This window comes from Robertmurraya mesotrionivorans, from assembly GCF_050971805.1.
Classification (GTDB): Bacteria; Bacillota; Bacilli; order Bacillales; family Cytobacillaceae; genus Robertmurraya_A.
Genome location: NZ_JBPCCH010000003.1, coordinates 51,005 through 77,695, shown reverse-complemented (window position 1 = coordinate 77,695; position 26,691 = coordinate 51,005). Strand labels below are relative to the sequence as shown.

Here is a 26,691-nt window from a genome sequence, read left to right as displayed (position 1 = left end):
TAAGGATTATGAAATCGGAGTATCATTTTCAAGTACGTTGGGGAGATACGGACGCGGCAGGTATCGTTTATTATCCAAATTTCTTTAAATGGATGGATGAAGCAACACATGCTTTTTTTACAAAAATAGGTTATCCTTCTTCAAAGCTTTTTGCAGAACAGCAAATTGGGGTACCTCTGTTAGAGGCGAATTGTGCATTCAAGAGCCCCCTCGTGTTTGAAGACCATATTGTTGTACAAAGCTCCATAGAAGAGTTGCATAACAAAGTCTTTAAAATTAAACATGTTTTTATAAAAGAAGGCCAAATTGTTGCCGAAGGTTATGGCGTCCGTGCATGGGCCTCTTTTGCTGGTAAACCAAAAGCCCAAACTATCCCAGACTATATTCGTGAAAAAATGGTATCTCAAGTTAAAGCAATGGAGGGATAGTTAAATGCTTGTTGAAAAGAGGGGAAATCATCCATTTTTATATACTGGTAGATTACTAGGGGACATTCTTACACCAGAGGACTTTCATGATGAACATCAAATGCTAGCAGATTTGGCAAGTAAATTTGTCATGAACGAGGTTTATCCAAAGTTAGAAAAAATTGAAAATCAGGAGTTTGAGGAAACCGTTTCATTAATGAAAAAAACCGGTGAACTAGGTCTTATTCGTGCAGATATTCCAGAGGAAGATGGAGGTCTTGGATTAGGGAAGGTTAGTGCAACCATTATTTCTGAAAAGATGGCACTTGGTCGTTCGTTTGCTATTACCTTTGGAGGTCAAACCGGGATTGGAGCATTACCTATTGCTTATTTTGGAACGAATTCCCAAAAAGATACGTATCTCCCAGATATTTTGAGCGGGGAAAAAATTGCTGCTTATGCTTTGACAGAACCATCTTCAGGTACAGATGCAATGAGTGTGAAAACAATAGCCGTCTTATCTCAGTGTGGAAATTATTATGTATTAAATGGGGAAAAACAATGGATTACAAATTCTGCGTTCGCTGATATTTTTATCGTGTATGCGAAAGTGGATGGGACACAGTTTACCGCCTTTATTGTTGAAAAGAGCTTTAAGGGTGTCTCTACAAGTGCAGAAGAAAAGAAGATGGGGCTTAAAGGGTCTTCTACTCGATCACTTATTTTAGAAAATGTACGAGTTCCTATTGAAAATGTTATTGGAGAAGTAGGTCGGGGCCATAAAATTGCTTTTAATGTACTGAACATCGGCCGTCATAAGATTTCTGCAACATCACTCGGTACAGCTAAACGAGCTATTGAACTGGGAGTAAAATATGCCAACCAACGCATGCAATTTGGTCAGTGTCTTTCTGCCTTTAATCTAATTAAGAATAAAGTGGCTGATATGGTAATTAAAACGTATGTCAATGAAAGTGCTATCTATAGAACAGCGGGAATGATGGAAGAAGGCTTCGATTATATGAAAAAAAACGGGGATGATTTTGCAACTACAATTGCACTTTATGCAGTAGAGTGTTCGATTAATAAAGTCATGTCTACAGAAGCTTTAGATGAAATTGTTGATGAAGCGGTTCAGATTCACGGTGGTTACGGTTATATGACAGAGAATGAAATTGAAACACTGTATCGTGACTCTAGAATTAATCGAATCTTTGAGGGAACAAATGAAATTAATAGACTACTCATTGCCACCACTGTCTTTAAAAACCATGCAGATTTATCTGAAGGCGATGAGTGGAAAAATGGGTTACTTCAACATGAAAGACAGATTCTTCAATTAATGAAAAAACTATTTCATGCTGCTATTCAGTCTATAAATAAGAATAACCTTAGTAATTTTCAAATAGAGCAAGAAATTGCAGCATTCCTTGCTGATATGGTTATTACTATTTACGCTATTGAAAGCGCTATTTTAAGAACAGAAAAATTAATCATGAGATTGGGTGAGGAGAAGAACAGACAGAAGCTTGATTGTACTAAAGTATATACTCATGAAACTTCTCAACAGATTGCACTGAGGGCATTAAACATGATTAACCATTTTGGAGATGAAGAAATCTTTTCTCGATTTGCTAGTCGTTTGATCATGAGCAGTTCAGAAAATAATGTGTTGATCAAACGGAGAATTGCTGATGTTGTAATAGAGAAAGAGCGTTATTATTGTTAATTTGATCGTTTTCAAATGATCGTTTTTAAAAGGAGTTGTTAAACATGAGCAATATCGTTTTGGTAGATGGGGCACGGACAGCATTTACAGAAATTGCAGGTACCTTTAGAGGTATATCAGCTACCGATTTAGGGGTGGAAGCAGCCCGAGGAGCAATTCTAAAAGCGAATATTAATCCTGAAGATATTGATCAGGTCGTCTTCGCAAATGTTCAACAATCAAGTAAGGATGCACATATTTTGGCTCGGCATATTGGTTTAAAGGCTGGATTACCTGTACATGTTCCAGCTTTAACAATCAATCGCTTATGCGGAAGCGGTGTTGAAGCAATTATCACAGCAGCCCGATATATTATGACGAATGAAGCAAAGGCTGTACTTGCTGGTGGAACAGAAAGTATGAGTAATGTTCCTCATGTTATTCCAGGGATGAGGTGGGGTAGTCCGCTTGGGGGCCCAGGCATTGAAGACTGGGTATGGGACGGATTATACGATACCGTTGGTGACTGCACGATGGCTGATACAGCAGAAAATTTAGCTGAAAAATATGGCATTTCTCGGGAAGAGGCTGACAGTCATGCACATACCAGTCATGAACGGGCTCTAGCCGCAATCGAAAAAGGATATATGACAGAAGAAATTGTTCCAGTTGTAGCAAAAGAAAGAAAAGGAAGCAAAATCGTTAATCAGGATGAACATGTCCGAAAAACAAGCATGGAGAAGCTTGCGAAGTTAAAACCTCGTTTTAGAGAGAATGGAATTGTCACGCCGGGAAATGCAAGTGGGATGGTCGATGGGGCAGCATCAGTTATTGTCACTTCTAGTGAATTTGCCGCCGAAAAAGGATTAAAGCCAATTGCAAGACTATTATCGTGGGCGGTCGTTGGTGTTGAACCAAAATATATGGGGATTGGACCTGTTCCGGCTATTCAGAGCGCATTGCAAAAAGCAAACCTTACACTGAAGGATTTGGACTTAATCGAAATCAATGAGGCATTCTCGGCACAGTATCTTGCTTGTCAAAAAGAGCTGGGGTTTGATCCTGAAATTGGAAACGTAAATGGTGGTGCGATTGCTCTAGGGCACCCACTTGCTGCTAGTGGGACGAGAATTACTCTTTCTCTAGCTTATGAATTGCAAAGAAGTGCTGGGAAATATGGAGCATCAGCTGTCTGCATAGGTGGAGGACAAGGAATCGCCACGATTTGGGAGAGGTTATAAAAGGAAATTCAAACGATTTAATCTGAAAAAATTAAATTAAATCGCACGGAGAGCTTTTCACTAGTGAGATTTTTTTGTACACAGAAAAAGGAATCAAAGAGAGACAAAACGAGACATATGTCTCACTTTGTCTCTTTTTTTATCTCTGATTTCATTTTGAAACCCCTAAAGTATTGGCTTTTCATGTTGGCACAGTTCTTGCATTAAAAATAGTGTAATGAATTTTTCCTGGGAGGTTGGAATAAATGAGAGCATTGGAAAGCAAAGATGTGGCTTTAACTAAGGAAAAAGCACAGTGGATGTATCAAAAGATGTTAGAGATTCGCAATTTTGAGGACAGGGTTCATGAGTTATTTGCACAAGGGATCTTGCCGGGGTTTGTTCACTTATATGCTGGAGAAGAAGCTGTAGCTGTTGGGGTATGTGCCCATTTAAATGATAAAGATAGCATTACAAGCACTCATCGTGGGCATGGTCATTGTATTGCTAAAGGATGCGATTTGAATGGTATGATGGCTGAAATTTATGGAAAGGTGACAGGATTATGTAGAGGTAAGGGCGGCTCTATGCATATTGCCGATCTTGATAAAGGGATGCTTGGTGCCAATGGAATTGTTGGTGGCGGATTTCCACTCGCTTGTGGATCGGCTCTCACGGCTAAGTATAAAAAGACTAAAAATGTAAGCGTTTGCTTCTTTGGGGATGGTGCTCAAAACCACGGGACTTTCCATGAAGGCATTAATCTAGCTGCAATATGGAAGCTTCCTGTTGTGTTTGTCGCTGAAAATAATGGCTATGCAGAAGCCACTCCTTTTTCCTACGCATCCAGCTGTAAATCGATTGTTGATCGTGCGAGTGGATATAACATTCCTGGTATTAAAGTCGATGGGAAGGATGTTCTTGCCGTTTACCAAGCGGCTGAAGAAGCAGTCCAAAGAGCAAGACGGGGGGAAGGTCCTACTCTTATTGAGTGCGTAACGTATCGTAATTACGGGCACTTCGAAGGGGATGCTCAAAAATACAAAACAGAACAAGAAAAGTTAGAGCATAAGACGGAAAAAGACGCAATCTCGCTCTTTAGAAATTATATTGCAAGCGAACAGATTTTAGCGGAAAAGGAATTAGTTGAGTTAGAAGAATCGGTTGAAGAAGCAGTAAAACAAGCGGTGAAGTTTAGTGAAGATAGTCCATATCCTAACGCCTCTGATTTATTAACCGATGTGTATGTGTCTTATTAATTACTATGATCCATATAAAAGGAGGAATCAATCATGACAAGAAAATTAAGTATGTCAGCTGCAATCAATGAGGCTATGAAACTAGCGATGCGAAAAGATGAAAATGTCATTTTAATGGGTGAGGATGTTGCTGGAGGAGCGCAAGTTGACCATCTACAGGACGAAGATGCATGGGGCGGTGTACTAGGAGTAACAAAAGGGCTTGTTCAGGAATTTGGTCGTGACCGAATTTTAGATACTCCAATTTCGGAAGCTGGTTATATGGGGGCAGCCATGGCAGCGGCTTCCACAGGACTCAGACCAATTGCGGAGCTCATGTTTAATGACTTTATCGGAAGCTGTTTAGATGAAGTATTAAATCAGGGAGCGAAGTTCCGTTATATGTTTGGTGGGAAAGCACAGGTGCCCGTTACGATTCGGACGATGCATGGAGCAGGTTTTAGAGCTGCAGCCCAGCATTCTCAAAGTTTATATGCACTGTTTACTGCGATTCCAGGCGTGAAGGTGGTTGTTCCAACTACCCCATATGAAGCCAAGGGATTATTGCTTGCTTCCATTGAAGATAATGACCCAGTCATCTTTTTTGAGGATAAAACACTTTATAACATGACAGGTGATGTTCCAGATGGATATTATACGATTCCATTAGGAAAAGCAGATATCAAACGCGAAGGTTCTGACGTAACGATCGTTGCAATTGGGAAACAGGTGTATACCGCATTAGAGGCTGCAGCCACACTTGCAGCAAAAGGAATTGAAGTGGAAGTCGTAGACCCTCGATGTCTTTCACCATTAGACGAAGAAACGATTCTTTCGTCGGTCGCTAAAACAAATCGACTTATTGTTATTGATGAAGCAAATCCAAGATGTAGTATTGCAACAGATATCGCAGCGCTTGTGGGAGATAAAGGTTTTGATACCCTTGATGCACCAATTAAACGGATCACTGCACCGCATACTCCAGTACCATTCTCGCCTCCATTAGAGGACATTTATTTACCGAAGCCAGAACGTGTGGTCAAAGTGGTGTCTGAATTATTAGGTACACCAATCGAAGTATAGATAGAGAGCTGGAAGGAGAGAAAATCATGGCGGTAGAAGTCGTAATGCCCAAACTGGGAATGGCTATGAAAGAAGGGACTGTTTCCGTATGGAACAAAACAGTTGGTGATGCGGTCGGAAAAGGTGAACCGATTGCCAGTGTAAGCTCCGAAAAAATTGAAATTGATGTTGAGTCTCCAGCAGAAGGAACCGTATTACAAATTGCGGTTCCTGAAGGTGAAGGAGTTCCGCCCGGTACAGTCATTTGTTATATCGGAAATCCAGGAGAACAAATAGCCACGGTCACGAAAATTCAAGAAACAGAAGGAAAAAAAGTTACTTCTGTGAAGTTCGAACAAACCGAGCCTAAACAACAGACGAGAGCAGCTCGCGATCGAATAAAAATTTCCCCTGTTGCTAGAAAAATGGCTGAGGCTGGGGGATTAGATATTGAGAATATTCAAGGAACCGGACCAGGTGGAAGAATTACGAAGGAAGATGTACAAGAAGTTTTGAAGCAAGCTCGTACGACAAAAGTAGAACAGGTTAAAGAACCTGAACCTACTTCAGTAAAACCTGTAGAGGAGATTCAACAAATCCCTGTTACCGGAATTCGAAAGGTCATTGCAGAAAGAATGTACGATAGCCTCCAAAAATCAGCCCAACTTACGTTAAACATGAAAGTGGATGTAACGAAGGTAATTACCTTACAGAAGGAAACAGCAGAACTGGTTCAACATCGTTATGACAATAAGCTAACTATAACGGATTTTATTGCTAGAGCAGTAGTGCTTTCACTTCAACAACATCTGCAAATGAATAGCGCTTATATAGATGACAAAATTCATGTATACAAACAGGTTCATATTGGTATGGCCGTTGCGCTTGAACGAGGATTAGTGGTACCTGTAATTAGAGAAGCAGACAAATTAACGCTTATTGATTTATCAAAAAGCATTAACACCCTCGCAACAAAAGCTAGACAAGGCCAGCTTAGTCATGAAGAGATGCAGGGTTCCACGTTTACGATAAGTAACCTAGGCGCATATGGTGTGGATCATTTTACCCCTGTGTTAAATCCACCTGAAGCTGGGATTCTCGGTGTAGGTGCTGTATATGATACCCCAGTATTTGTTGATGAGAACGTAGAGAGAAGAAGTATTTTACCACTCAGTCTGACGTTTGATCACCGAGTTCTTGATGGGGCTCCGGCTGCTGCATTTTTACAAACCGTGAAAAAGTTTTTAGAAGACCCAATTACAATGCTTTTTTAGAAGGAAGGGAGTTCATTGACGACGATTATGATTATTGGAGGTGGACCTGCTGGCTATGTGGCTGCTATTACAGCAGCCCAGCAGGGACATCAGGTATCTCTTATTGACCAAGGCCCGTTAGGAGGAACTTGTTTAAATGAAGGGTGTATGCCGACGAAATCCCTCCTGGAAAGCGCGGATGTGTATAGTCATGTCCAGCAAGCTGGTGAATTTGGTATACAACTTTTAGCTGACGGAATTGAGATTGATTGGCAAAGGATTCAGCATCGGAAAAACCAAATAATTTCCACACTTGTACAAGGGATTCAGTATTTAATGAGAAAAAACAAGGTGAAAGTTATTAATGGAAAAGCTTCATTTATAACGAGTAATACGGTTAGGGTAAAAGGTGAGGGGACAGAGCAACAAGTTTCAGCTGACAAAATCATCATTGCAACAGGATCGGAACCTGTTGCGCTGCCTTTTGCTCCTTTTGATGGTGAATGGATTCTACACAGCAGTCACGCCATGTCGCTTCAAGAAATTCCAGCTTCAATGGTGATTATTGGTGGAGGTGTAATAGGCTGTGAGTTTGCTAGTGTGTATAGTAGATTTGGGACAAACGTTACCATAATCGAGATGTCTTGCCAGCTATTGCCAGGAGAAGATGAAGATATGGCTGCCGTCTTACATAAGAAGCTCCAAGACGACGGGGTCATAATCCACACATCGACAGCGGTAAAGGACTTACAAAAGGACAACAAGATGGTTCTTTTTGAAAATGAAGAAGGGATCCAAAAGCTTTCGGCAGATCTTGTGCTTGTATCGATCGGTCGAAAGCCAAGAGTGCAAAACCTCGGCTTAGAAAATATCGGGTTAGAGTTTTCCCATCAAGGGATTTTGGTGAATGAGCGTATGGAAACCAATATTCCGAACATCTATGCTTGTGGTGACGTCATTGGCGGGGTGCAGTTGGCGCATATCGCTTTTCATGAAGGAACAGTGGCAGCCTTACAAGCAAGCGGGGAGGAAGTTGAAGTAAATTATCGGGCCGTCCCCCGTTGTATTTATACTTCACCAGAAATCGCCAGTGTTGGGTTAACAGAAAAGCAAGCGAGAGATCAATACGGGGATATTCGGATTGGAGAGTTTCCTTTTGCAGCAAACGGAAAAGCTTTAATTACGGGGAAGCAGCAAGGAAAAGTAAAAGTGTTAGTTGAACCAGATTTCGGTGAAGTCATTGGAGTGTCCATTGTTGGAGTCCATGCCACTGAACTTATTGGCCAAGCGACGGTTATGCTGCATGCAGAACTCACAACAGATTCTCTTGAGAACTTCATAGCTGCTCATCCAACACTATCAGAGACTATCCATGAAGCTTTGCTAAGTGCCATAGGTCATGCTGTACATGTATAAAATATAGGAGGAATGTGAATGAGAGCTGCTCTCTGGTATAACAGAAAAGATATACGTGTGGAAAGTATTCCTGAACCTGTTGTTGAAAAAGATCAGGTAAAAATAAAAGTATCGTATTGTGGAATTTGTGGGTCGGATTTACACGAATACCTAGCGGGGCCAATTTTTATACCCGTTGAAGAGCCGCACCCCCTATCAGATGATCAAGCTCCGATTGTGATGGGACATGAGTATGCTGGTGAAATAGTTGAAGTAGGTAATGAAGTAACCAGCTTCAAGATAGGGGACCGTGTATGCGTTGAACCAATTTATAACTGTGGAACGTGCGCTTCATGTCTAAAGGGACATTATAACGTATGTGAACAGCTCGGGTTCATAGGTCTTTCTGGTGGGCTTGGAGGTTTTTCGGAATACAGTGTCGTCCCAGTTAAAATGGTTCATAAAATTCCTGACCATATGTCATGGGAACAGGCTGCACTTGTCGAGCCGACAGCTGTAGCTGTACATGCAGTTCGACAAAGTGAACTGAGAATAGGGGACTCTGTCGCAGTTATCGGTACAGGACCAATCGGTTTATTAGTTATTCAAGCAGCGAAAGCAGCAGGAGCAAGTCAGATTATTGCGGTTGAGGTTTCTCCTGAACGTCGTGAAATAGCGTTACAAGTAGGGGCTCATATGGTCATCAATCCAATGGAAGTGGATGCCGTGGAAGAAATAAAAAGCTATACGAATGGCTTAGGGGTGGATGTTGCCTTTGAGGTGGCTGGAATTGATGCAACAATTAACACAGCTATCCAAGCGACGAAAGCCGAAGGGAATGTAGTAAACATTAGCATTTGGGAAAAACCAGCTACTATTCCGGTGAATAACTTTATTTTAACTGAGAGAAAGATGACAAGTATTATTGCTTATCGTAATATTTTCCCCCAAGTTATTCAATTGATAGCGAATAGCCAAATTGAAGCTGAAAGACTAATTACAAAAAAAATCTCCCTTAATCAAATAGTCGATGAAGGGTTTGATGCCTTAACAAGGAGTAAGAATCAGATTAAGATTTTAGTAGACCCATCACAATAATCTCTAAGCCTTTGCGTAATAAGCGCAAAGGCTTTATTTTTTGAATTTTCTATATACGACTGATTACTTATTGAAAGCGAATACACCCTTTACTATAATGATAGGTGGAGATATATTCCTACACAGGTAAAAACGTGGAAAAATTTATCATGGATAGAGGAGGTTTCATGGATACTACCTTTTATTTTGATACTTGGAAGCGTTTTGTAAAGGAAGGTGTGCTCGATTCAGCTCGATTAAATAAAAGAATCCTAGAGTCGTGGTACAGGTGTAAGACAGAAAAAGTGAACCCTTATCTAAATAAAGCGCACTATGTACTCACCAATGAGGAATTAGGTGCAAAAAAGGAGGAACATGCTCTTCTTATCGAATTGGCTACCCCTTTTTTAAAGAAAATGGATCAACCGATAAAAGAATCGGGCATGATGGCCTTATTGGTTGACCCTGATGGATATGTCCTTTCCTTGTCTGGAAATGAAAGAACGTTAACGAATGCGAAAAAAATAAATTTTGTTGAAGGTGTGCGGTGGACGGAGACGGAGGTAGGTACTAACGCAATTGGGACAGCGTTACAAACAAAAGAACCAGTAATCATTCATGGGCCAGAGCATTATTCGGTTGCTTCTCATCAGTGGAGCTGTTCGGCCACTCCAATCGTTAAAGAAGATGGGAGATTGTTAGGAGTGATTGATGTTTCTTGCCCAGTCGAGTCTTCCCATCCTTTTATGATTGGAATGGTAACTTCTATTTCTTATGCGATTGAAAAAGAAATCACTAGTAGGTCTTATAAACAAGAAGTAGCCCTTATCCAACAAGCACTGATTCTAGCAGAAACACATAAAAATCACCTCTTCATAGTCTGTAATCATAACAACCTAATTCTATCTGCAAGTAAACCCATCCGAGAAAGATTTCCCCAAGTAATTGGTATGAACCTTCATGAGTTATTACATAACAAGTACAAGATTGATTTGGAAATGCCTTCTTTATTAAAGGAGGACTACAGTAGAAATGGAAGATGCTTCTTTTTATCAGAAATCGTTAAAGAACAGAACCGACTGTTTTTTTCTCATTCAGAAAATACGTTTCTATTTAAAGGGGAAACAGGGGTCAGTCGTGTTTTTCAAAACATGCTACAAAAGATAAAAATCGTTGCTCCATCTGATACCTCTGTTTTTATTACAGGAGAAACAGGGACAGGAAAAGAACTGATTGCTAGAGCTATTCATGACAATAGTCTTCGTAAAAAGGGACCGTTTATTTCCTTGAATTGTGGGGCGATACCAAAAGATTTGATGGAAAGCGAGTTATTCGGTTATGTAGAAGGGGCTTTTACTGGTGCGAGACGACAGGGGTATAAAGGGAAGTTTGAACAGGCAAATAAAGGGACCATTTTTTTAGATGAAATTGGAGAGATTCCACAGACGATGCAAGTTGCTCTATTACGAGTGCTCCAGGAGAGAAAGGTAACTCCGATTGGAAGCATGAAGGAAGTACCTTTAGATGTACGTGTCATTACAGCGACCCACCGTGATTTGTCAGAGCTAGTAGGGAAAGGGGAATTCAGAGAAGACCTCTATTATCGATTGCATGTGTATCCAATTGAAGCCCCTGCTTTACGAGATAGAAAAGAGGATATCCCTCATCTTGTAAGTTATATTTGTCAAAAAAACGCCTGGAGCATCGGTCATTCGGACGGTGTGATAGATAAATTAATAGAGTATGATTGGCCCGGAAATATAAGAGAACTAACCAATATTCTGGAGAGGTTGCATATTATGCTTCCAGAATGGCATGGATCGATTCAAGCTCTGTACAAGGAGATTCTGCCTACTAAGCACTTGCCAAGTGAGCCTAAGGATGAAATAGAATCTATCGAAAACCAGTTAAAACCACGTGAAAAAATTCAACGAGATCTCATGCTTGATGCATTGAAAAAAACAAAGGGGAATGTTACAGCAGCAGCAAAATTGCTTGATATCCCAAGAAGTACATTTTATAAGAGATTGCAGAGGTTTAGTTTGTGAGTAGTTTGGAGAGGATACCATTTTTTAGTGGAGGTGTCCTCTTTTTTATTTTGAAAATTCTTTTTATAAAACCGTTGAAACGTTTCAAATGTGGTGTTATGATAAATTCATGAAAACGCTTTAATTACGTTGGGGGTATTATTAGTGCCAAGTATAAAAGATGTTGCAGACTTAGCAGGAGTTGGGGTTGGCACTGTTTCACGTGTCATAAATAATAATCCCACTGTAAAGCCTGAAACAAGGGAAAAAGTGAATGCAGCTATTAAAAAATTAAATTACATACCAAATGAAGTAGCGCGAAATTTTAAGATGCAAAAATCAACGATGGTAGCGTTATTGCTCCCAAGTATATGGCATCCGTTTTTTTCAGAGTTCGCTTATTACATTGAAGATGCACTTGATAAACAAGGATATAAGTTAATGCTTTGTAATAGCGGGGGGAGACCAGATAAAGAAATCTACTATCTTGATATGCTTAATCAAAATAAAGTAGCAGGCATTATCGGGATCACTTACAATGAGATTGAAGATAGTGTTAGTACGGATATTCCTATTATCAGCTTGGACAGACATTTCGGAAAAAAGATTACATGTGTCACTTCAGATAACTATACCGGTGGTCGAATGGCCGTAAAGGAGCTTGTAAAGGCGGGAGCAACCAAGGTTGCCTATCTCGGGATTACTAGTTCTGTATATAGTGAGGTTTTGCTTCGCAAGAAAGGATTCTTGGACGAAGCGGAGGCACAAGGAATCAAATACGTGACTTACGAAGAGCACGATGGTGTTTATGATGACGATACCTTCTTTGATGATTTCTTTAGCAAAAAAGAACACCAAGACGTAAATGGTATTTTTGCAAATACCGATCTGCTCGCAGCTAAGTATATTGATAAAGCAAAACAAAAGGGGCTTCTTACTCCTAAGGATGTAAAAGTGATCGGTTATGACGGCATTCAAGATAATAAGTTGTTTCGTCCATTTTTATCAACGATACGGCAACCAGTTGAAGAAATGGCAAGGATGTCTGTGGAGCTCCTGTTAAGAAAGATTGAAGGAGAAACGCTAGACCAAGATATTTATCGAATTCCGGTTATTTATAGAGAAGGAGAAACAACGTAAGTTTTTTTAGCTTTTAGAATGAAACGTTTCAAAAGGTAAAGTAATAGTAGCGCTCAACTCCATATGAAGCTGAAGGGGTTGGGGATTACTTTAACATCAAATTGAAACGTTTCAAAATGAATTATGAGATGCATAAAAAATTTTATAATAGATTGGAAACGTTTCAACGGAAAGATTCATCTCAAAAAATACATATGTAAGTGAGGGAAGAGCATGGAAATAGCTAGAAAGGCAGATCCAGTAATCAACTCAACTACCACAGCGAAAAAAGGATTAAAGCTCAAAAAAATCTTGTTGAATTATCAGCTTTATTTATTTCTTTTACCCGCATTAATCTATTTTATTGTTTTCCATTATGTACCTATGTATGGAGTGTTGATTGCATTTAAAGATTTTGTTGCTACAAAAGGGATAATGGGAAGTCCTTGGGTTGGATTTAAACATTTTGAGAGGTTTTTTGATTCCTACCAATTTTGGTCGTTGATTAAAAATACTCTCGGACTTAGTATTACGCAACTAGTCGTTGGTTTTCCTCTTCCGATTTTCCTCGCTCTTATGCTAAACCAAATAAGAAGTGAGAAATCGAAACGGTTTGTTCAAACAGTTGTTTATGCACCGCATTTTATTTCCGTTGTTGTTTTAGCCGGTATGATTTATGTGTTCTTTTCCAATAACGGATTGATTAATAATATGATCCTAATGTTTGGTGGAGATCCTATCTCATTCATGGCAAAACCTGAATGGTTTAAACCATTATATATTGCATCTGGAGTATGGCAGGAGACAGGCTGGGCTGCCATCATCTATCTAGCAGCTCTAGCAGGGGTAAGTCCTGAGTTACATGAAGCAGCGATTATGGATGGTGCAAATAAGTGGCAGCGAATCTTTCATGTGGATATACCAGCTATCATGCCAACTGCAGTTATTTTATTAATCTTGTCAGTGGGAAGCATTATGAACATTGGTTTTGAAAAGGCTTACTTATTGCAGACACCGATGAATCAGCCTTCAGCAGAAATCATTCCTACCTATGTATACAAAATGGGTTTACAGCAAGCTCAATATAGCTTTGCTGCTGCGGTTGGATTGTTTAATGCAGTGATTAACTTGATTTTACTAGTGGCTGTAAACAACTTCGCAAAGAGATTATCAGGTACAGGATTATGGTAGGGGGGGCCAAAAATGAGTTTACTAACATTAAAGAATAAAAAGATTACTAGAAGAACGAAGGAAGATCGAGTGTTTGATGCCATTAACGTGTTCCTAGTTGCGCTCATTGTGATATTGGTTATTTATCCTCTGTACTTTATCGTTATTGCTTCCTTTAGTGACCCTAATATGATTTACGAAGGTAAGGTATGGTTGCTGCCAAAGGAAATCACTTTTGAAGGATACGAACGAATTTTCAGAGATAGCAAGATCTGGTTGGGGTATAAAAACTCTCTCATCTACACAGTTGTTGGTACGATCGTAAATGTATCGTTTACATTGATGGCTGCTTACGCCTTATCAAGAAAGGATTTATATGGAAGAAATGTCATCATGTTCTTGTTCCTAATGACGATGTTTTTCTCGGGTGGATTAATTCCAACTTATTTAGTTGTTAAAAATTTAGGCCTATTGAATACCATGTGGGCACTCATTTTACCTAAGGCAGTAGCTGTATGGAATGTGATTGTGGCAAAAACATACTTTGAAAGCTCCATACCTAATGAGCTTTTAGAGGCTGCCAAAATGGATGGCTGTTCTGATGCGAAGTTTTTCTGGAAGATTGTCTTGCCATTGTCCAAACCGATTGTGGCGGTCATGGTGTTATTCTATGCGGTCGGCCACTGGAACTCTTACTTTGATGCACTCATCTACTTGAATAATGAAAACTTATATCCGCTGCAGCTCATTCTACGAAATATATTAATTCAAAATGAGGCGTCCACCATGATGATAAGCGATCTAGAGTCATTAGCTGCGAAGCAAAGAGTTTCTGAGTTAATCAAGTATGGTGTCATAATTGTTGCTTCTGTTCCGTTATTAATCGTCTATCCTTTTGTTCAAAAGTATTTTGTAAAGGGTGTAATGATTGGCGGAATTAAAGGTTAATACAAAAAAATCAAAAATGAGGGGGAAAAGAAATGCTTAAATCAATGAGAAAAAGAATGAAGAAGAGCAAAGCGTCAACAATTTTGGTAGTAGGTTTAACAGCTACACTTGCGTTGACTGGATGTACAAACAATGATTCTGCAAGTTCAAATAATGCAGAAAAGGTTGCCTATAATAAAACAGGTTTACCGATTGTCGACAAACAAGTAACGTTAAACATCGTTTCACCAAAGGCAGCATTGGCACCTGACTATTCGGAAATGGTCATTTTCGACCGACTTCAAGAAGCAACGAACGTCAAAATTAAATGGAATAATATCCCTGGCGATGGATATCAAGAAAAGAAAAATTTAATGCTGGCAAGTGGCGACCTGCCAGATGCGTTCTATGCGTCAGGATTTAGTGATCATGACCTTGTGCAGTATGGTCAGAACGGTACTATTATACCATTAGAGGATTTAATAGACAAATATGCACCTAATCTAAAGAAGCTGTTTGAACAAAGACCGGATTTGAAAAAAGTCGTAACTGCACCTGATGGTCATATTTATTCATTGCCTCGTGCAGAAGAAATGGATTTAATTGGAATGCCTAATATTATGTTTATTAATAAAGTATGGCTAGATAAGCTAGGCCTCGAAATGCCTACTACTCTTGAAGAATACCATGATGTGTTAAAAGCATTTAAAGAAAAAGATCCAAATGGAAATGGAAAGCAAGACGAAATTGGGTTGACCTTTTGGTATAACGGCTGGTGTGGGAATGAAGGAGATTTAATTGGATTATTTGGTCTCCCTGATTCACCTTTTGAAGCAGATCATCGTGTCGTAAGAAATGGAAAGGTAATTTATGCCGCTGTTCAGCCAGAATTTAAAGAAGCGATCAGCTACTATAACGGGTGGGTAAAAGAAGGATTAATCGATCCAGAGGTTGTTACTCAAAAGACGGAGCAATTATTTGCAAAAGGAAAAACTGAGGATCCAACTCTAGGATCATTCATTTGGTGGGAGAATACAGAAGTTGTAGGAACGGATCGAGTAGATGATTATGTGGTTTTACCACCGTTAAAAGGAAAAGACGGCAATATTGTCATCGGTCGTTCCAACTATTCGGAGTATGGCAGAGATGCCTTCGTGATTACCTCTGCAAATCAAAACCCTGAAGTGACCATGCGTTGGGTAGATGAATTGTATGAGCCGAAAATGTCTGCACAAATCAACTGGGGTCCGATTGGTGAGATATATGAAGAAGATGCAAATGGAATGTTAGTCAATAAGGAGCTTCCTGAGGGAGTAGCGATGGGTGAGCTGCGTCAAAAAGTGGCACCAGGTGGTCCGTTTATTGTATTAAAAGACCACTTCGGTAGTGTGGTAGATATGGAACAAAGAGCGAAGGAAAGATTAGAAATTCTTGAGGAGTATTATAGACCACATATGGTGTCAGAAAATTATCCTTCTATCTTCTTTAGTCCTGAGGAGCTTGAAGTCATTAACACCATTGAGCCAGAAATTAAAACATTTGTAAAACAAAAAGAGGCTCAGTGGTTAATTGATGGTGGCATTGAGGAAGAATGGGATGACTATGTACAGCAATTAAAAGATATGGGACTTGATCAATTAATGGAAGTGTACCAGAAGGGTCTAGATCGCTATAACAAGCAATAACCCTATAAAGCCAGACAGAGTTTTCGTCTGGCTTTTCCATTCATACCAAAAAAATAAGCTGAAAGATTTTGAATGAGAGGCAGGCCGATTTTATGAATAACGTCTTAGAAAAGCAACAGTATTATACAGAGAAATATCGTCCACAATATCACTTCTCACCCGAGAAGAATTGGATGAACGATCCGAATGGTATGGTGTTTTATGAAGGAGAGTATCATTTGTTTTATCAATACCATCCACACGGAACGACATGGGGGCCAATGCATTGGGGGCATGCAGTAAGTAAAGATCTCGTGTACTGGGAACATCTTCCGATTGGTTTGGCTCCGGATGAGCATGGGATGATTTTTTCGGGTAGTGCAGTCGTTGATTGGAACGACTCTAGCGGTTTCTTTGAGGGGAAATCAGGGTTAGTAGCGATATTCACTCACGCGGACACATATCCAGAAACCAATCGTGGCAGACAAAGACAGAGTATTGCCTATAGTAAGGATCATGGTCGAACGTGGATAAAGTATGTGGGCAATCCTGTGCTTCTGGAAGAACATATTACCGATTTCCGTGATCCGAAGGTATTCTGGCATCGTGAAACGAACCGATGGGTTATGGTCGTTGCATCCGGACAAACGATTCGAATGTATACTTCTTTAAATTTAACATCTTGGGAGTTTGCTAATGAATTTGGAGAAGCAGAGGGCTCTCACCAGGGGGTTTGGGAGTGTCCTGATCTTTTTGAATTGCCTGTTGATAAGGATCCGAATCAGAAAAAGTGGGTGTTATTTGTTAGTATTGGCGATGATCCCAACTTACCAGAAGGTTCTCGAACACAATATTTTACAGGGGTGTTTGATGGAAAGAACTTTGTAAATGACAACTCTCCAGAAACGGTCTTGTGGATTGACCATGGTCGTGATAACTATGCGGGTGTTAGCTGGTCAGATGTTCCTAACAAAGACGGTAGAAGAATGTATATTGGCTGGATGAGCAATTGGCGTTATGCCAATGTTACTCCAACTAAGGAATGGCGCAGTGCGATGACACTTCCAAGAGTAGTAGAATTACAGTCAACAGAAGAAGGAATTCGACTTGTTCAGAAACCTGTTCAGGAAATGCAAAGTTTACGGGTGGACCATTTATCTTTTCAAAAGGAAGAGGTAAAGCCAGGGGCAAATCTTTTAGAAAATGTAAAAAGCAATACATTTGAAATACTTGCTGAATTTGAACTGACAACTGCAACAGAATTTGGATTCAAGGTGTGTAAGGGAGCAAATGAAGAAACGATTGTTGGATACGATGTGAAAAATCAAAGGGTTTTTGTGGATCGAAGCCATTCAGGAGAGGCCGCTTTTCATAAAGCTTTTGCTGGAAAACATAAAAGCAAGCTTGTAGCTGAAAACAACAAAATTACGTTACACATCTTTGTAGATCAGTCGTCAGTAGAGGTGTTTGGTAATCAAGGACGAGTGGTTATCACCGATTTAATTTTTCCAAGCGAAGAAAATAAGGATATAGAACTGTATGTAAAAGAGGGAGATGTAACTTTACATTCGCTAGAGTTTTATACATTAAAATCTACTTGGCGATAGTATAAGGAATCGGGGGATTAAAGCAAAGCTTATAATAGGGGTCATTGCTTCACTCCCCCTTTTTCTTGCAACCAGTTGAAGACACCACGGATGGACAGAAAATGAAAATACTTTTCTAAAAAGGTGATGTCATGAATCAAAAACTAAAGTGGAAAAAGGTTTTCTCAGTGCTTTTAATTTTAGTACTTATATATCAATCGTTTAAACCATTTTCAGTGCCTGTTCGCGCTACTTCCCTTCCAGTAGTGAATGATGAAAGCTACCGGCCAGGGTATCATTTTACTCCAGAGAAAAATTGGATGAACGACCCTAATGGTATGGTGTATTTCAACGGGGAGTATCATTTGTTTTATCAGCATAATCCCACTGATAAAGTGTGGGGACCGATGTATTGGGGTCATGCGATTAGTAAAGATCTTGTAAACTGGGAGCACTATCCGATATCGGTTTATCCAGATGAAAATGGGTTTGCATGGTCTGGAAGTGCGGTAGTTGATTATGAAAATACATCCGGTTTAGGAACGAAGGAAAATCCACCAATGGTAGTGATTTATACGAGTGAACTTGGTGGGGACAATCAACATGTGAGTGCCACATATAGTGTAGATAGTGGTAGAACATGGACTACGCTTGAACAAAATCCAGTTATTACGATGCCGAATGAGTTAAAAGCGAGTAACGGTGGCTCAGGCGTGTTTCGTGATCCAAAGGTTTTTTGGCATGAACAAAGCAAGCAATGGATGTTTGTCATCACGAGTGGGAAGCGTATCGATTTTTACACATCACCTGATCTATTGAATTGGCAAAAGGTGAGCGAATTTTCCGATCCAAAAGCAGCAGAACTTGGTCTGTGGGAATGTCCAGATTTGTTCGAGTTGCCCCTGTATGATACGAATGGAAACCAAACAGGTTCGAAATGGGTGCTAACAGTTAGTATTAATCCAACCCCATCAGGTGGAACAGGAATGCACTATTATGTAGGAGATTTTAATGGAACAAGATTTAGTCCGGATGACAACTCCGAACCATTAAATTGGGCGGATTACGGGGCCGATTTTTATGCAGCAGTTACATGGAGTAACACTGTTAACCAGCCAGAAGATGGTCGCAGAATCTGGTTAGGCTGGATGAATAATCCTGCTCAATACGCAGGGCAAATTCCAACTTCCACCTGGAGAGGTTCCAATACCGTGCCACGTGAGCTTTCATTAGTAGAAACAAATGAAGGTATTAGATTAAAGCAGCAACCAGTCAAGGAATTAACTAGTTTACGAGATACAGCGAATGAAGTGAAAATCGCGAATCAAAAATTTTCAACTAATAATGTATTAGAAAATGTAACCGCTGACATGTTTGAGCTTGAAGCTGAGTTTAACCTGAATGAATCGACAGCCTCTGAGTTTGGATTTCAAGTACGTAAAGGGGAAAATGAAGCAACTACAATCTCCTATCAAATGGCAGATGGAAAATTATCAGTAGACCGGACACAGTCAGGAGAGACCGATTTTCATAAGGATTTTCCTTCCATTCAGCATACGAACCTAACAGTAAATGATGGAATCTTACACGTAAAACTATTGGTTGACCGATCTTCAGTTGAGGTGTTTGCAGAAGAAGGAACCGCTGTGTTTACGAATCAAATCTTCCCGAGTGAAACAAGCAAACAAATTGATTTATACGCAAAAGACGGGGAGGTAGCGTTACGTTCCTTATCCTTCTATCCATTAAAAGAAGCAACATTTACGAAATTTGTAGAAGACGTGGATGTAGAAAACCTTCCAAATACGATTGAAAATCCTAATTTTGAAACTGGTGATTTAACTGGCTGGACAACTACGGGATCCGCGTTTAGGGCGCCTGTCTCCGATGCGACAAGCTTCTGGGGTGGCCCATTTGAGCATGAGGGCAGGTATCATTCATGGGGATTCCAAGGAGCGAAGAGTGATGATAAATCAGATTTACGAACCGGTGTGATGAAATCTAGCAATTTTGTTTTAGACGGAAATGGTGTGATCGACTTTTTAGTAGGTGGAGGTCAGGATTTAAATACCCTGTACGTATCACTAGTAAACGCTTCAACTGGTGAAGAACTAATGAAAGCAACGGGTGCCAATACAGAAAAGTACCGGCGAGTATCGTGGGATGCTTCCGAGTACTTGGGTGAAGCTCTCTATATTAAAGTGGTAGATTATCATTCTGGTGGATTTGGCCATATCAATGTAGATGATTTTCATGTTTTTAACGAAGAGCAAGGAAAGCAAGATGACCTCATCAATCCTGGCTTTGAAACAGGAGATTTAACTGGATGGACAACAGAAGGAAATGCCTTTAACGGAACAGTAACTGACCAAGCCACTTACTGGGATACAGAAATTCCGTTTGAACATCAAGGAAAATACCATCTATGGGGATTTAACGGTGCGGCTCCCCATGAAGCGAATCAAAGAACAGGAAGTCTCACATCGAATACCTTTAAATTATCAGGAAATGGTGACATCTCTTTCTTAGTAGGGGGAGGAGATGAGATGGATGGGGAGACTCATTACGACTTATATGTTGCCTTGGTTCGTGCTTCCGATGGAAAAGAGTTGTTCAAAGCGACCGGTCCTGATTCTGAGACGTATAAACGTGTTAAATGGAAAGCTTCGGATTATTTAGGCGAAAAAGTATATATCAAAGTAGTCGATCAACATACAGGAGGGTTTGGGCATCTGAATGTGGATGATTTTCAAGTGAAAGGTCGCGGGATGTTAAGTCACTGGAGTTTTGATGAACAAGAGGGCGATACCGCTCTAGATTCAGTCAAAAACGAACAGCTAAAGGTAGAATATGTATTTAATGAAGCAAAGTATAAGCCTTCTACCGATCCCCTTTGGAGAAAAGGGATCGCGGGTCATGCACTTCTTTTTGATGGTTATTCCACCTATATAAACCAACCCGTCAAAAAGGCAGCGCAACCAAGTGATGCTTTGACAATAGAAGCGTGGGTAGCACCACGTTCGTATGAATGGGGAGATCTTGGTCAACTGTCTGCGATTGTTAATCAGCATAACAAAGCTCGAGGAGAAGGCTATATTTTAGGAATGGGAAGACATGGGAAATGGTCGTTCCAAGCCGGGATGAATGGCGAATGGAAAGAAGTATGGGCAAAGGAAGACAAACCGCTTGAAAAAGATAAGTGGTCCTATATTGTTGCCACTTTTGACCAGGAAGAGAAAAAGATGAAGTTGTTTTTAAATGGTGAACTAGTTGGGGAAGTAGATACTCCTAGAAATGCCACGATTACAGCGTCTGAGAACAATCTCTTAATTGGTAAGCACAATTCAGCCGCCGTATTAAGCTCGTTTACAGCGAATATGTTTAACGGGATGATTGATGAGCTGAAAGTCTACAACAAGGCAGTATCGGAAGAAGAGATTAAAAGACAATATAATCAAGTGATTACAAGCCATGAAGAGGGACAGTTACCCCTTCCGGATTTATCGTTTGATCGCAGTGTGTATGATGGGGATCGCTATCGACCACAATATCATTTTCTTTCACCTGGTCACTGGATGAATGAACCACATGCTCCGTTTTATTATAACGGAAAATATCATCTCTTTTATCAGCACAATCCACAAGGACCTTACTGGCATCAAATCCATTGGGGTCACGCGGTAAGTGACGATATGGTTCACTGGGAAGATGCGCCGGTTGCGTTAGCTCCATCAGGTGTGTCACCAGACGGAGTATGGTCTGGCTCCGCAAGCTTTGATCAAAATGGAGAACCAGTGTTATTTTTTACAGCGGGAGATGACAGCAAATCACCCAACCAAATGACAGGTTTGGCCAAACCAGCGGATGTCAAAGATCCAATGCTGAAGATGTGGGATATGTTAGATCAACCGGTTACGGTTCAAGCGCCTGATCTGCCGGCAGAGGAAGGAAAGGTGATGTATGGTCAGTTCAGAGATCCATTTGTATGGCAAGATGGTGATACTTGGTATCAAATTGTTGGTTCGGGTATAGAAAATGTTGGAGGTTCCACACTCCTTTACACTTCTAAAGATTTGGAAAATTGGGAGTATGTTGGTCCATTCTTTACAGGGAATTCCAAAGCCTATCCAAAAACAGGTGATGTGTGGGAATTACCAGTGTTTTTACCAATTGGGAAGGATGCAAACGGAGAACAAAAGTATGCTTTCTTTATCAATCCTTGGTTTAAAAGCTATAGTGAACATAACGTTAAATACGTGTTTCACTGGGTGGGCTCATGGGATAAAGAAAAGAATCAATTTATCCCAGACCATGAGGAGCCGAAACTATTTGATTACGGTGTTCATTTTACTGGACCTAGTGGAATGATTGATGATAAGGGACGTTCGATTTTATTTAGTATTGCTCAAGACAGAAGAACAGACCAGGAGCATTATGATGCTGGTTGGGCACATAACGCTGGTTTGCCATTAGAATTGTCTCTATTAAAAAATGGAGAGCTTGGAGTTGAGCCGATTAAAGAATTAGAAACTCTCCGAGGCGAACAACTGATTAATATTAGAAATTCGAGTCTATCAAAGGCAAATAAAAAGCTTGAGAAAGTGAAAGGAGATATGTTAGAAATCATCCTTGAAATTAAAGCAAAATCGGATGAGAAATATGGCATTAAAGTTCGTCAATCAGGAGATTCATCAGAAGAAGTAAACCTCTATTTGGACGAGACAAACGAGCAATTTGGAGTAGACGCTACGAAAATGAGTGTAGACCCTGATGTCGCGAAAACTAGCAGCTCTGGAACTCTTTCCACAAAAGGAGAAAATGTGAAGCTTCATATTTTCCTAGACCGATCGATGATTGAAGCGTATGCGAATGGGCAAAAAAGCATTACCACAAGAGCGTACCCAACAAAAGCGGATGCATTAGGACTTGAACTTTGGAGTAAGAACGGTACGGCAAAAATTGTCTCAATGAAAGTGTATGAGATGGGTTCTGCCTATAGTGACACTGTCGTACCAGCGTATTATGGGGATGATACCCCTCAAGAGGAAATTCCACATGGCGAATTAACGAATCATGATTTTCAAACAGGAGATTTAACCGGATGGACGATTGTAGAAGGAAATTCCTTCACAAATGATCATGTGACTAATAAGAACGATTGGGGATGGGGTGGTCCTTTCGGTCAGGCAACTACTTCCACTGACCCAAATAAATATCATCTATGGGGATTCCATCCTGATCATGGGGGAGATACAGCAACGGGTGTGTTGAAATCCGAAAACTTTGTCCTCGGAGGGGATGGTCAAATTGACTTTTTAACTTCAGGCGGAGCAGATGAGCAATTACTATACGTAGCGCTGGTCGATGCGGAAACAAATGAAATCTTAAGAAAAGCAACCGGTCATAACGGTGAAGCCTACCGAAGGGTCAGATGGGATGCATCGGAGTTTATCGGTAGAAAACTGTATATCCAACTAGTTGATAAGCATACAGGAGGATGGGGGCATATTAATCTTGATGATGTGAATGTTCCTGTGAAGCTAGAAGATAAGTAGTATTTTTATGAACAGTTGGTTTTTGAAAGAAAGGAGGAAGTTCCTTGGAACTTCCTCCTTTCTATTATTCTTTATTCGTTTTACTCGGCCATATCAACCCGATGATCACTCCAATAAAAGCTGGCAGCATCCACCCAAGGCCAATTTCATAAAGTGGTAAATAATTTACATAAACAGTTTTAACACTTTCAAACAATCCTACAGTCGCTCCAGGTAAATAAGCCGCTAACGTGCTATATCCATCGATGATACTGACAAAGAACGTGAGTAGCATCGATGCAGCAAATACGCTTTGTTTTCCTTTGAATAATGGTGAGAATAATGCCAATAAAATTAGAACAATAGCTAATGGATATAAGAACATCAATACTGGGATAGCAAATAAAATGATATTATTCAAACCGAAATTAGCAATTGCAAAAGAAACGATACAAAGCATAAGCACAAACCAACGGTAGCTCACTTTTGGAAAAACATTATGGAAAAATTCACTACATGCCGTTATAAGTCCAATACTCGTTTTTAAGCAAGCGAGAACAATAATAATCGCTAATAAAATGTTACCGAGTGATCCGAAGTAATGCTGAGAAACGGCAGCAAATATCTCCCCGCCATTCGTAAACGTTCCTACTGCGGTTATACTCGATGCACCCATATACGTAATAAGCCCATAAATGAGCGTCATAAGCCCCATCGCAAATACACCTGACTGCCAAGTTGCTTTGGCAATGGCTTTCGTTTCGGTAATTCCCTGACTCTTAATCGCGTTGATAACAACAATACCAAAGGCAAGGGAAGCGAGGGCATCCATCGTGTTATAGCCTTCTTTAAAGCCTGTCATAAACGCTAAGTCTTTATAATCACCAGTTGGTTCACCAAAGTTACCCATCGGCTTCAAAATCGCTGTAACAATTAAAATAAATAAAAATAGTAAAAAGGCCGGTGTTAAATATTTTCCAACGTAGTCCATAATCTTTGCTGGGTTTAAAGAGAAATAATAAACAATGGCAAAAAATACAAGGCTAAACAGTCCAAGCCATAAGCTTGCTGAGTCTGGATTGATATACGGTTCAAATCCAACAACGAATGGTACAGTTGCCGTACGTGGGATCGCAAAAAATGGTCCAATCGTTAAGTAAAGGGCCATTGCAAATACGACACCAAAAAGTGGATGCACGCGACTTGCTAAATCACGAAGGCCTGTACTGCCTGATAGGCCAATTGCTAGGATTCCTAAAAAGGGAAGGCCAATCGCTGTGACTAAAAAGCCAATCAATGCTGGCCAAAAGTTCGTACCTGCAAGTTGTCCTAATTGGATCGGAAAAATTAAATTTCCTGCCCCGAAATAAAGACCGAAAAGCATGGTACCGATCAATGCGTAAGTGGAAAATGGTATTTTCTGTTGCATGTTGATCCTCCTTCTAGATGTTTTTTTAAATTAAACTACTATATTAGAAACATATTTTAGTAGTCACAATAAATTTGAATATATAGATTTATCGTTATATTGTCAATCCGGTTAGTTAATTATTCCTCCTACTCTTATTTTTTGAAGATGGAGAGGTAATTACGTTTTCCATTCTTGGAACTCTTGCTAGGGTCTTTTTCTTTTTTGAAAAACAACTACTATATGTGGTTGAAATGGATAGTGAAATTGTTTGATTCAGTTATTATTCTTTCATGTATTCTTACTACAAACGGGTAGGAAACTTGTTGTCTAAAATAATTAATAAAATTGAAACTACAGGATTGTTTTAAGGATCTGTGAGAAAAGAACTAATAAAAATGTTTGAAATGGATATATTTCATGCGAGATACAGACATAGTTATTTAGACTATCAACCTATAAACTAACATTAGAAGCGCTTTCATAAATCATTTTTTAAAGGAAGAGGGTTGTAAAATGAATACTTCTAATGCTAGTAAAACGCCTTTCGGACGATTAGTCGCTGGTATTTGTATCGCAAGTTTTGGTTATTGTATTGCGGTTGTTATTCCTATTGCTTTATTACTAACAATGAAATTAGCTATGCTGGATCCTGCAAACGTTACCAAGAATTTTAGTATCGTTTCAATTTTGGCTGCTCCAGTTGGGATACTTGGTCTTTATGTATCCGGGATCATTAGCGATCGTACTTCCTGGAAATTTGGCCGTCGAAGACCATGGATATTGATTGGGGCGAGTGCTGGTTTAATTGGTCTATATTTTACTGGAAAAGCTGAATCATTTACTGCATTATGTGTATTCTTTGCCATATCAAAATTCTTTTTAAGCTTTATGAATACAGCGTTATATGCATTAATCCCCGATCAAGTCGATGAGAGGAAACGTGGGACAGCTTCAGGGATCATTGGTCTAGTTTCTCCTCTTTCAATCATGATTGGGATTAACTTGATGTTCATGTTAAATAGTTGGACGATTGAAAATAAATTCTTGTTACTTGGAGTTATCAGTGTGGCGAGTGCCATCATTGCCTGTTTGTTAGTGAAAGAGAGTAAAGTGGATTTCCAGAAGAGTAATGAAGAAGCAAGTCATTTACGGTTTAGTGAAAAAATATCACGTATTTATCCTAGTCCGAAAAAATATCCGTACTTTACGTATGGTGTGTTAACGAGATTCTTTATGGCTATTGGTTATTGCTCGGCTACTTACACAAGTGTTTATTATTTAGAGCATTTTCATGTTTCTCAACAAGATCTTGCTGGAATTGTTTCAATGAGCATGAATATAACCATCCCGTTACTGGCGATCTCAAGTATATTGGGAGGTATTTTATCAGATAAAATTGGACGTCAAAAACCGTTTATTTTACTTTCAGCATTAGTGACTGCAATAGGTATTTTAGGGTATAGCTTTGCTCCAAGTATCTCCATTTCGTATATAGCTGGCGCGGTCGTTTCGATTGGATTTGGAATGTTCTTAGCAGTTGATATTGCCCTTATGACGAGAGTTCTTCCAAACCCTCAAGATGCTGCTAAGGACATGGGTATTGTGAATATTGCGAATGACCTTGGTGCACCGGTAGCTAATGCCCTTGCAAGTCCTGTCGTTGCAGCTGGTGGTTATCCATTATTCTTCGGCGTGCTTTCGATATTTGCCATATTGGCTGGAGTGGTTGTCAAACCAATTCCAGAGCTTGAAAAACAAGCAGATGATCAAATTTCAATCGCTCAATAAGATTGTCGGGGGAAATCTGCGCTCACTTTTGCGCGGATTTTCTCAGTGTAAGGAGGTTCAATGATGAGTGTAACCTTAATAGTTATTGCTGCAGCAGCCGTTCTA

Annotated in this window: 17 protein-coding genes; 16 read left to right on the top strand and 1 reads right to left on the bottom strand. The window is 39.9% G+C overall.

What is annotated here, in order from left to right:
• The first annotated feature begins 8 nt into the window (after positions 1-8).
• The 15 genes from ACRX5O_RS06830 (at position 9) to ACRX5O_RS06760 (ending at position 23,408) form a co-directional block, all read left to right on the top strand.
• Complete coding sequence (locus ACRX5O_RS06830; RefSeq protein WP_433905273.1) at positions 9-428, top strand: acyl-CoA thioesterase; 420 nt, start codon at positions 9-11, stop codon at positions 426-428.
• A gap of 4 nt (positions 429-432) precedes the next feature.
• Entirely contained in the window at positions 433-2,136 is a 1,704-nt protein-coding gene (locus ACRX5O_RS06825) for an acyl-CoA dehydrogenase FadE (protein WP_433905272.1), read from the top strand.
• Between the two features lie 44 nt (positions 2,137-2,180).
• Entirely contained in the window at positions 2,181-3,356 is a 1,176-nt protein-coding gene (locus ACRX5O_RS06820; RefSeq protein ID WP_433905271.1) for an acetyl-CoA C-acetyltransferase, read from the top strand.
• A gap of 245 nt (positions 3,357-3,601) precedes the next feature.
• Entirely contained in the window at positions 3,602-4,594 is a 993-nt protein-coding gene (locus ACRX5O_RS06815; protein ID WP_433905270.1) for a thiamine pyrophosphate-dependent dehydrogenase E1 component subunit alpha, read from the top strand.
• A 33-nt stretch (positions 4,595-4,627) separates the two neighbouring features.
• Positions 4,628-5,656, top strand: coding sequence for an alpha-ketoacid dehydrogenase subunit beta (locus tag ACRX5O_RS06810; protein ID WP_433905269.1), 1,029 nt, complete (start codon positions 4,628-4,630; stop codon positions 5,654-5,656).
• Between the two features lie 26 nt (positions 5,657-5,682).
• Positions 5,683-6,909 carry a dihydrolipoamide acetyltransferase family protein gene (locus tag ACRX5O_RS06805; protein WP_433905268.1) on the top strand — a complete coding sequence of 409 codons (1,227 nt, stop codon included), beginning with the start codon at positions 5,683-5,685 and terminating at the stop codon, positions 6,907-6,909.
• A gap of 15 nt (positions 6,910-6,924) precedes the next feature.
• A complete protein-coding gene (gene lpdA / locus ACRX5O_RS06800; protein WP_433905267.1) occupies positions 6,925-8,304 on the top strand; it encodes a dihydrolipoyl dehydrogenase in 1,380 nt (459 codons plus the stop codon).
• A gap of 18 nt (positions 8,305-8,322) precedes the next feature.
• Positions 8,323-9,381 (top strand): 2,3-butanediol dehydrogenase, encoded by a 1,059-nt coding sequence (locus ACRX5O_RS06795; RefSeq protein WP_433905266.1) that lies wholly within the window; start codon positions 8,323-8,325, stop codon positions 9,379-9,381.
• A gap of 167 nt (positions 9,382-9,548) precedes the next feature.
• Positions 9,549-11,408 carry a sigma-54-dependent Fis family transcriptional regulator gene (locus ACRX5O_RS06790; protein WP_433905265.1) on the top strand — a complete coding sequence of 620 codons (1,860 nt, stop codon included), beginning with the start codon at positions 9,549-9,551 and terminating at the stop codon, positions 11,406-11,408.
• 144 nt (positions 11,409-11,552) lie between these two features.
• Positions 11,553-12,527, top strand: a complete 975-nt coding sequence (locus ACRX5O_RS06785) for a LacI family DNA-binding transcriptional regulator (protein WP_433905264.1) — start codon at positions 11,553-11,555, stop codon at positions 12,525-12,527.
• A gap of 213 nt (positions 12,528-12,740) precedes the next feature.
• The gene (locus ACRX5O_RS06780) at positions 12,741-13,697 is read left to right on the top strand and encodes an ABC transporter permease (RefSeq protein WP_433905263.1); all 957 of its coding nucleotides are present in this window, start codon (positions 12,741-12,743) and stop codon (positions 13,695-13,697) included.
• 12 nt (positions 13,698-13,709) lie between these two features.
• Positions 13,710-14,624: a carbohydrate ABC transporter permease gene (locus ACRX5O_RS06775; RefSeq protein ID WP_433905262.1), complete on the top strand. Its 915-nt coding sequence runs from the start codon at positions 13,710-13,712 to the stop codon at positions 14,622-14,624.
• A 56-nt stretch (positions 14,625-14,680) separates the two neighbouring features.
• Positions 14,681-16,288: an ABC transporter substrate-binding protein gene (locus ACRX5O_RS06770; RefSeq protein WP_433905524.1), complete on the top strand. Its 1,608-nt coding sequence runs from the start codon at positions 14,681-14,683 to the stop codon at positions 16,286-16,288.
• A gap of 92 nt (positions 16,289-16,380) precedes the next feature.
• On the top strand, positions 16,381-17,874 hold the full coding sequence (locus ACRX5O_RS06765) for a glycoside hydrolase family 32 protein (RefSeq protein WP_433905261.1): 1,494 nt from the start codon (positions 16,381-16,383) through the stop codon (positions 17,872-17,874).
• A 131-nt stretch (positions 17,875-18,005) separates the two neighbouring features.
• Complete coding sequence (locus ACRX5O_RS06760) at positions 18,006-23,408, top strand: GH32 C-terminal domain-containing protein (RefSeq protein WP_433905260.1); 5,403 nt, start codon at positions 18,006-18,008, stop codon at positions 23,406-23,408.
• A gap of 64 nt (positions 23,409-23,472) precedes the next feature.
• On the opposite strand, the gene brnQ is transcribed toward ACRX5O_RS06760, so the two are convergent.
• Complete coding sequence (gene brnQ, locus ACRX5O_RS06755; RefSeq protein WP_433905259.1) at positions 23,473-24,816, bottom strand: branched-chain amino acid transport system II carrier protein; 1,344 nt, start codon at positions 24,814-24,816, stop codon at positions 23,473-23,475.
• Between the two features lie 495 nt (positions 24,817-25,311).
• Here brnQ and ACRX5O_RS06750 point away from each other — a divergent pair, with 495 nt between their 5' ends.
• Positions 25,312-26,586 (top strand): MFS transporter, encoded by a 1,275-nt coding sequence (locus tag ACRX5O_RS06750; RefSeq protein ID WP_433905258.1) that lies wholly within the window; start codon positions 25,312-25,314, stop codon positions 26,584-26,586.
• The last annotated feature ends 105 nt before the right edge of the window (positions 26,587-26,691 follow it).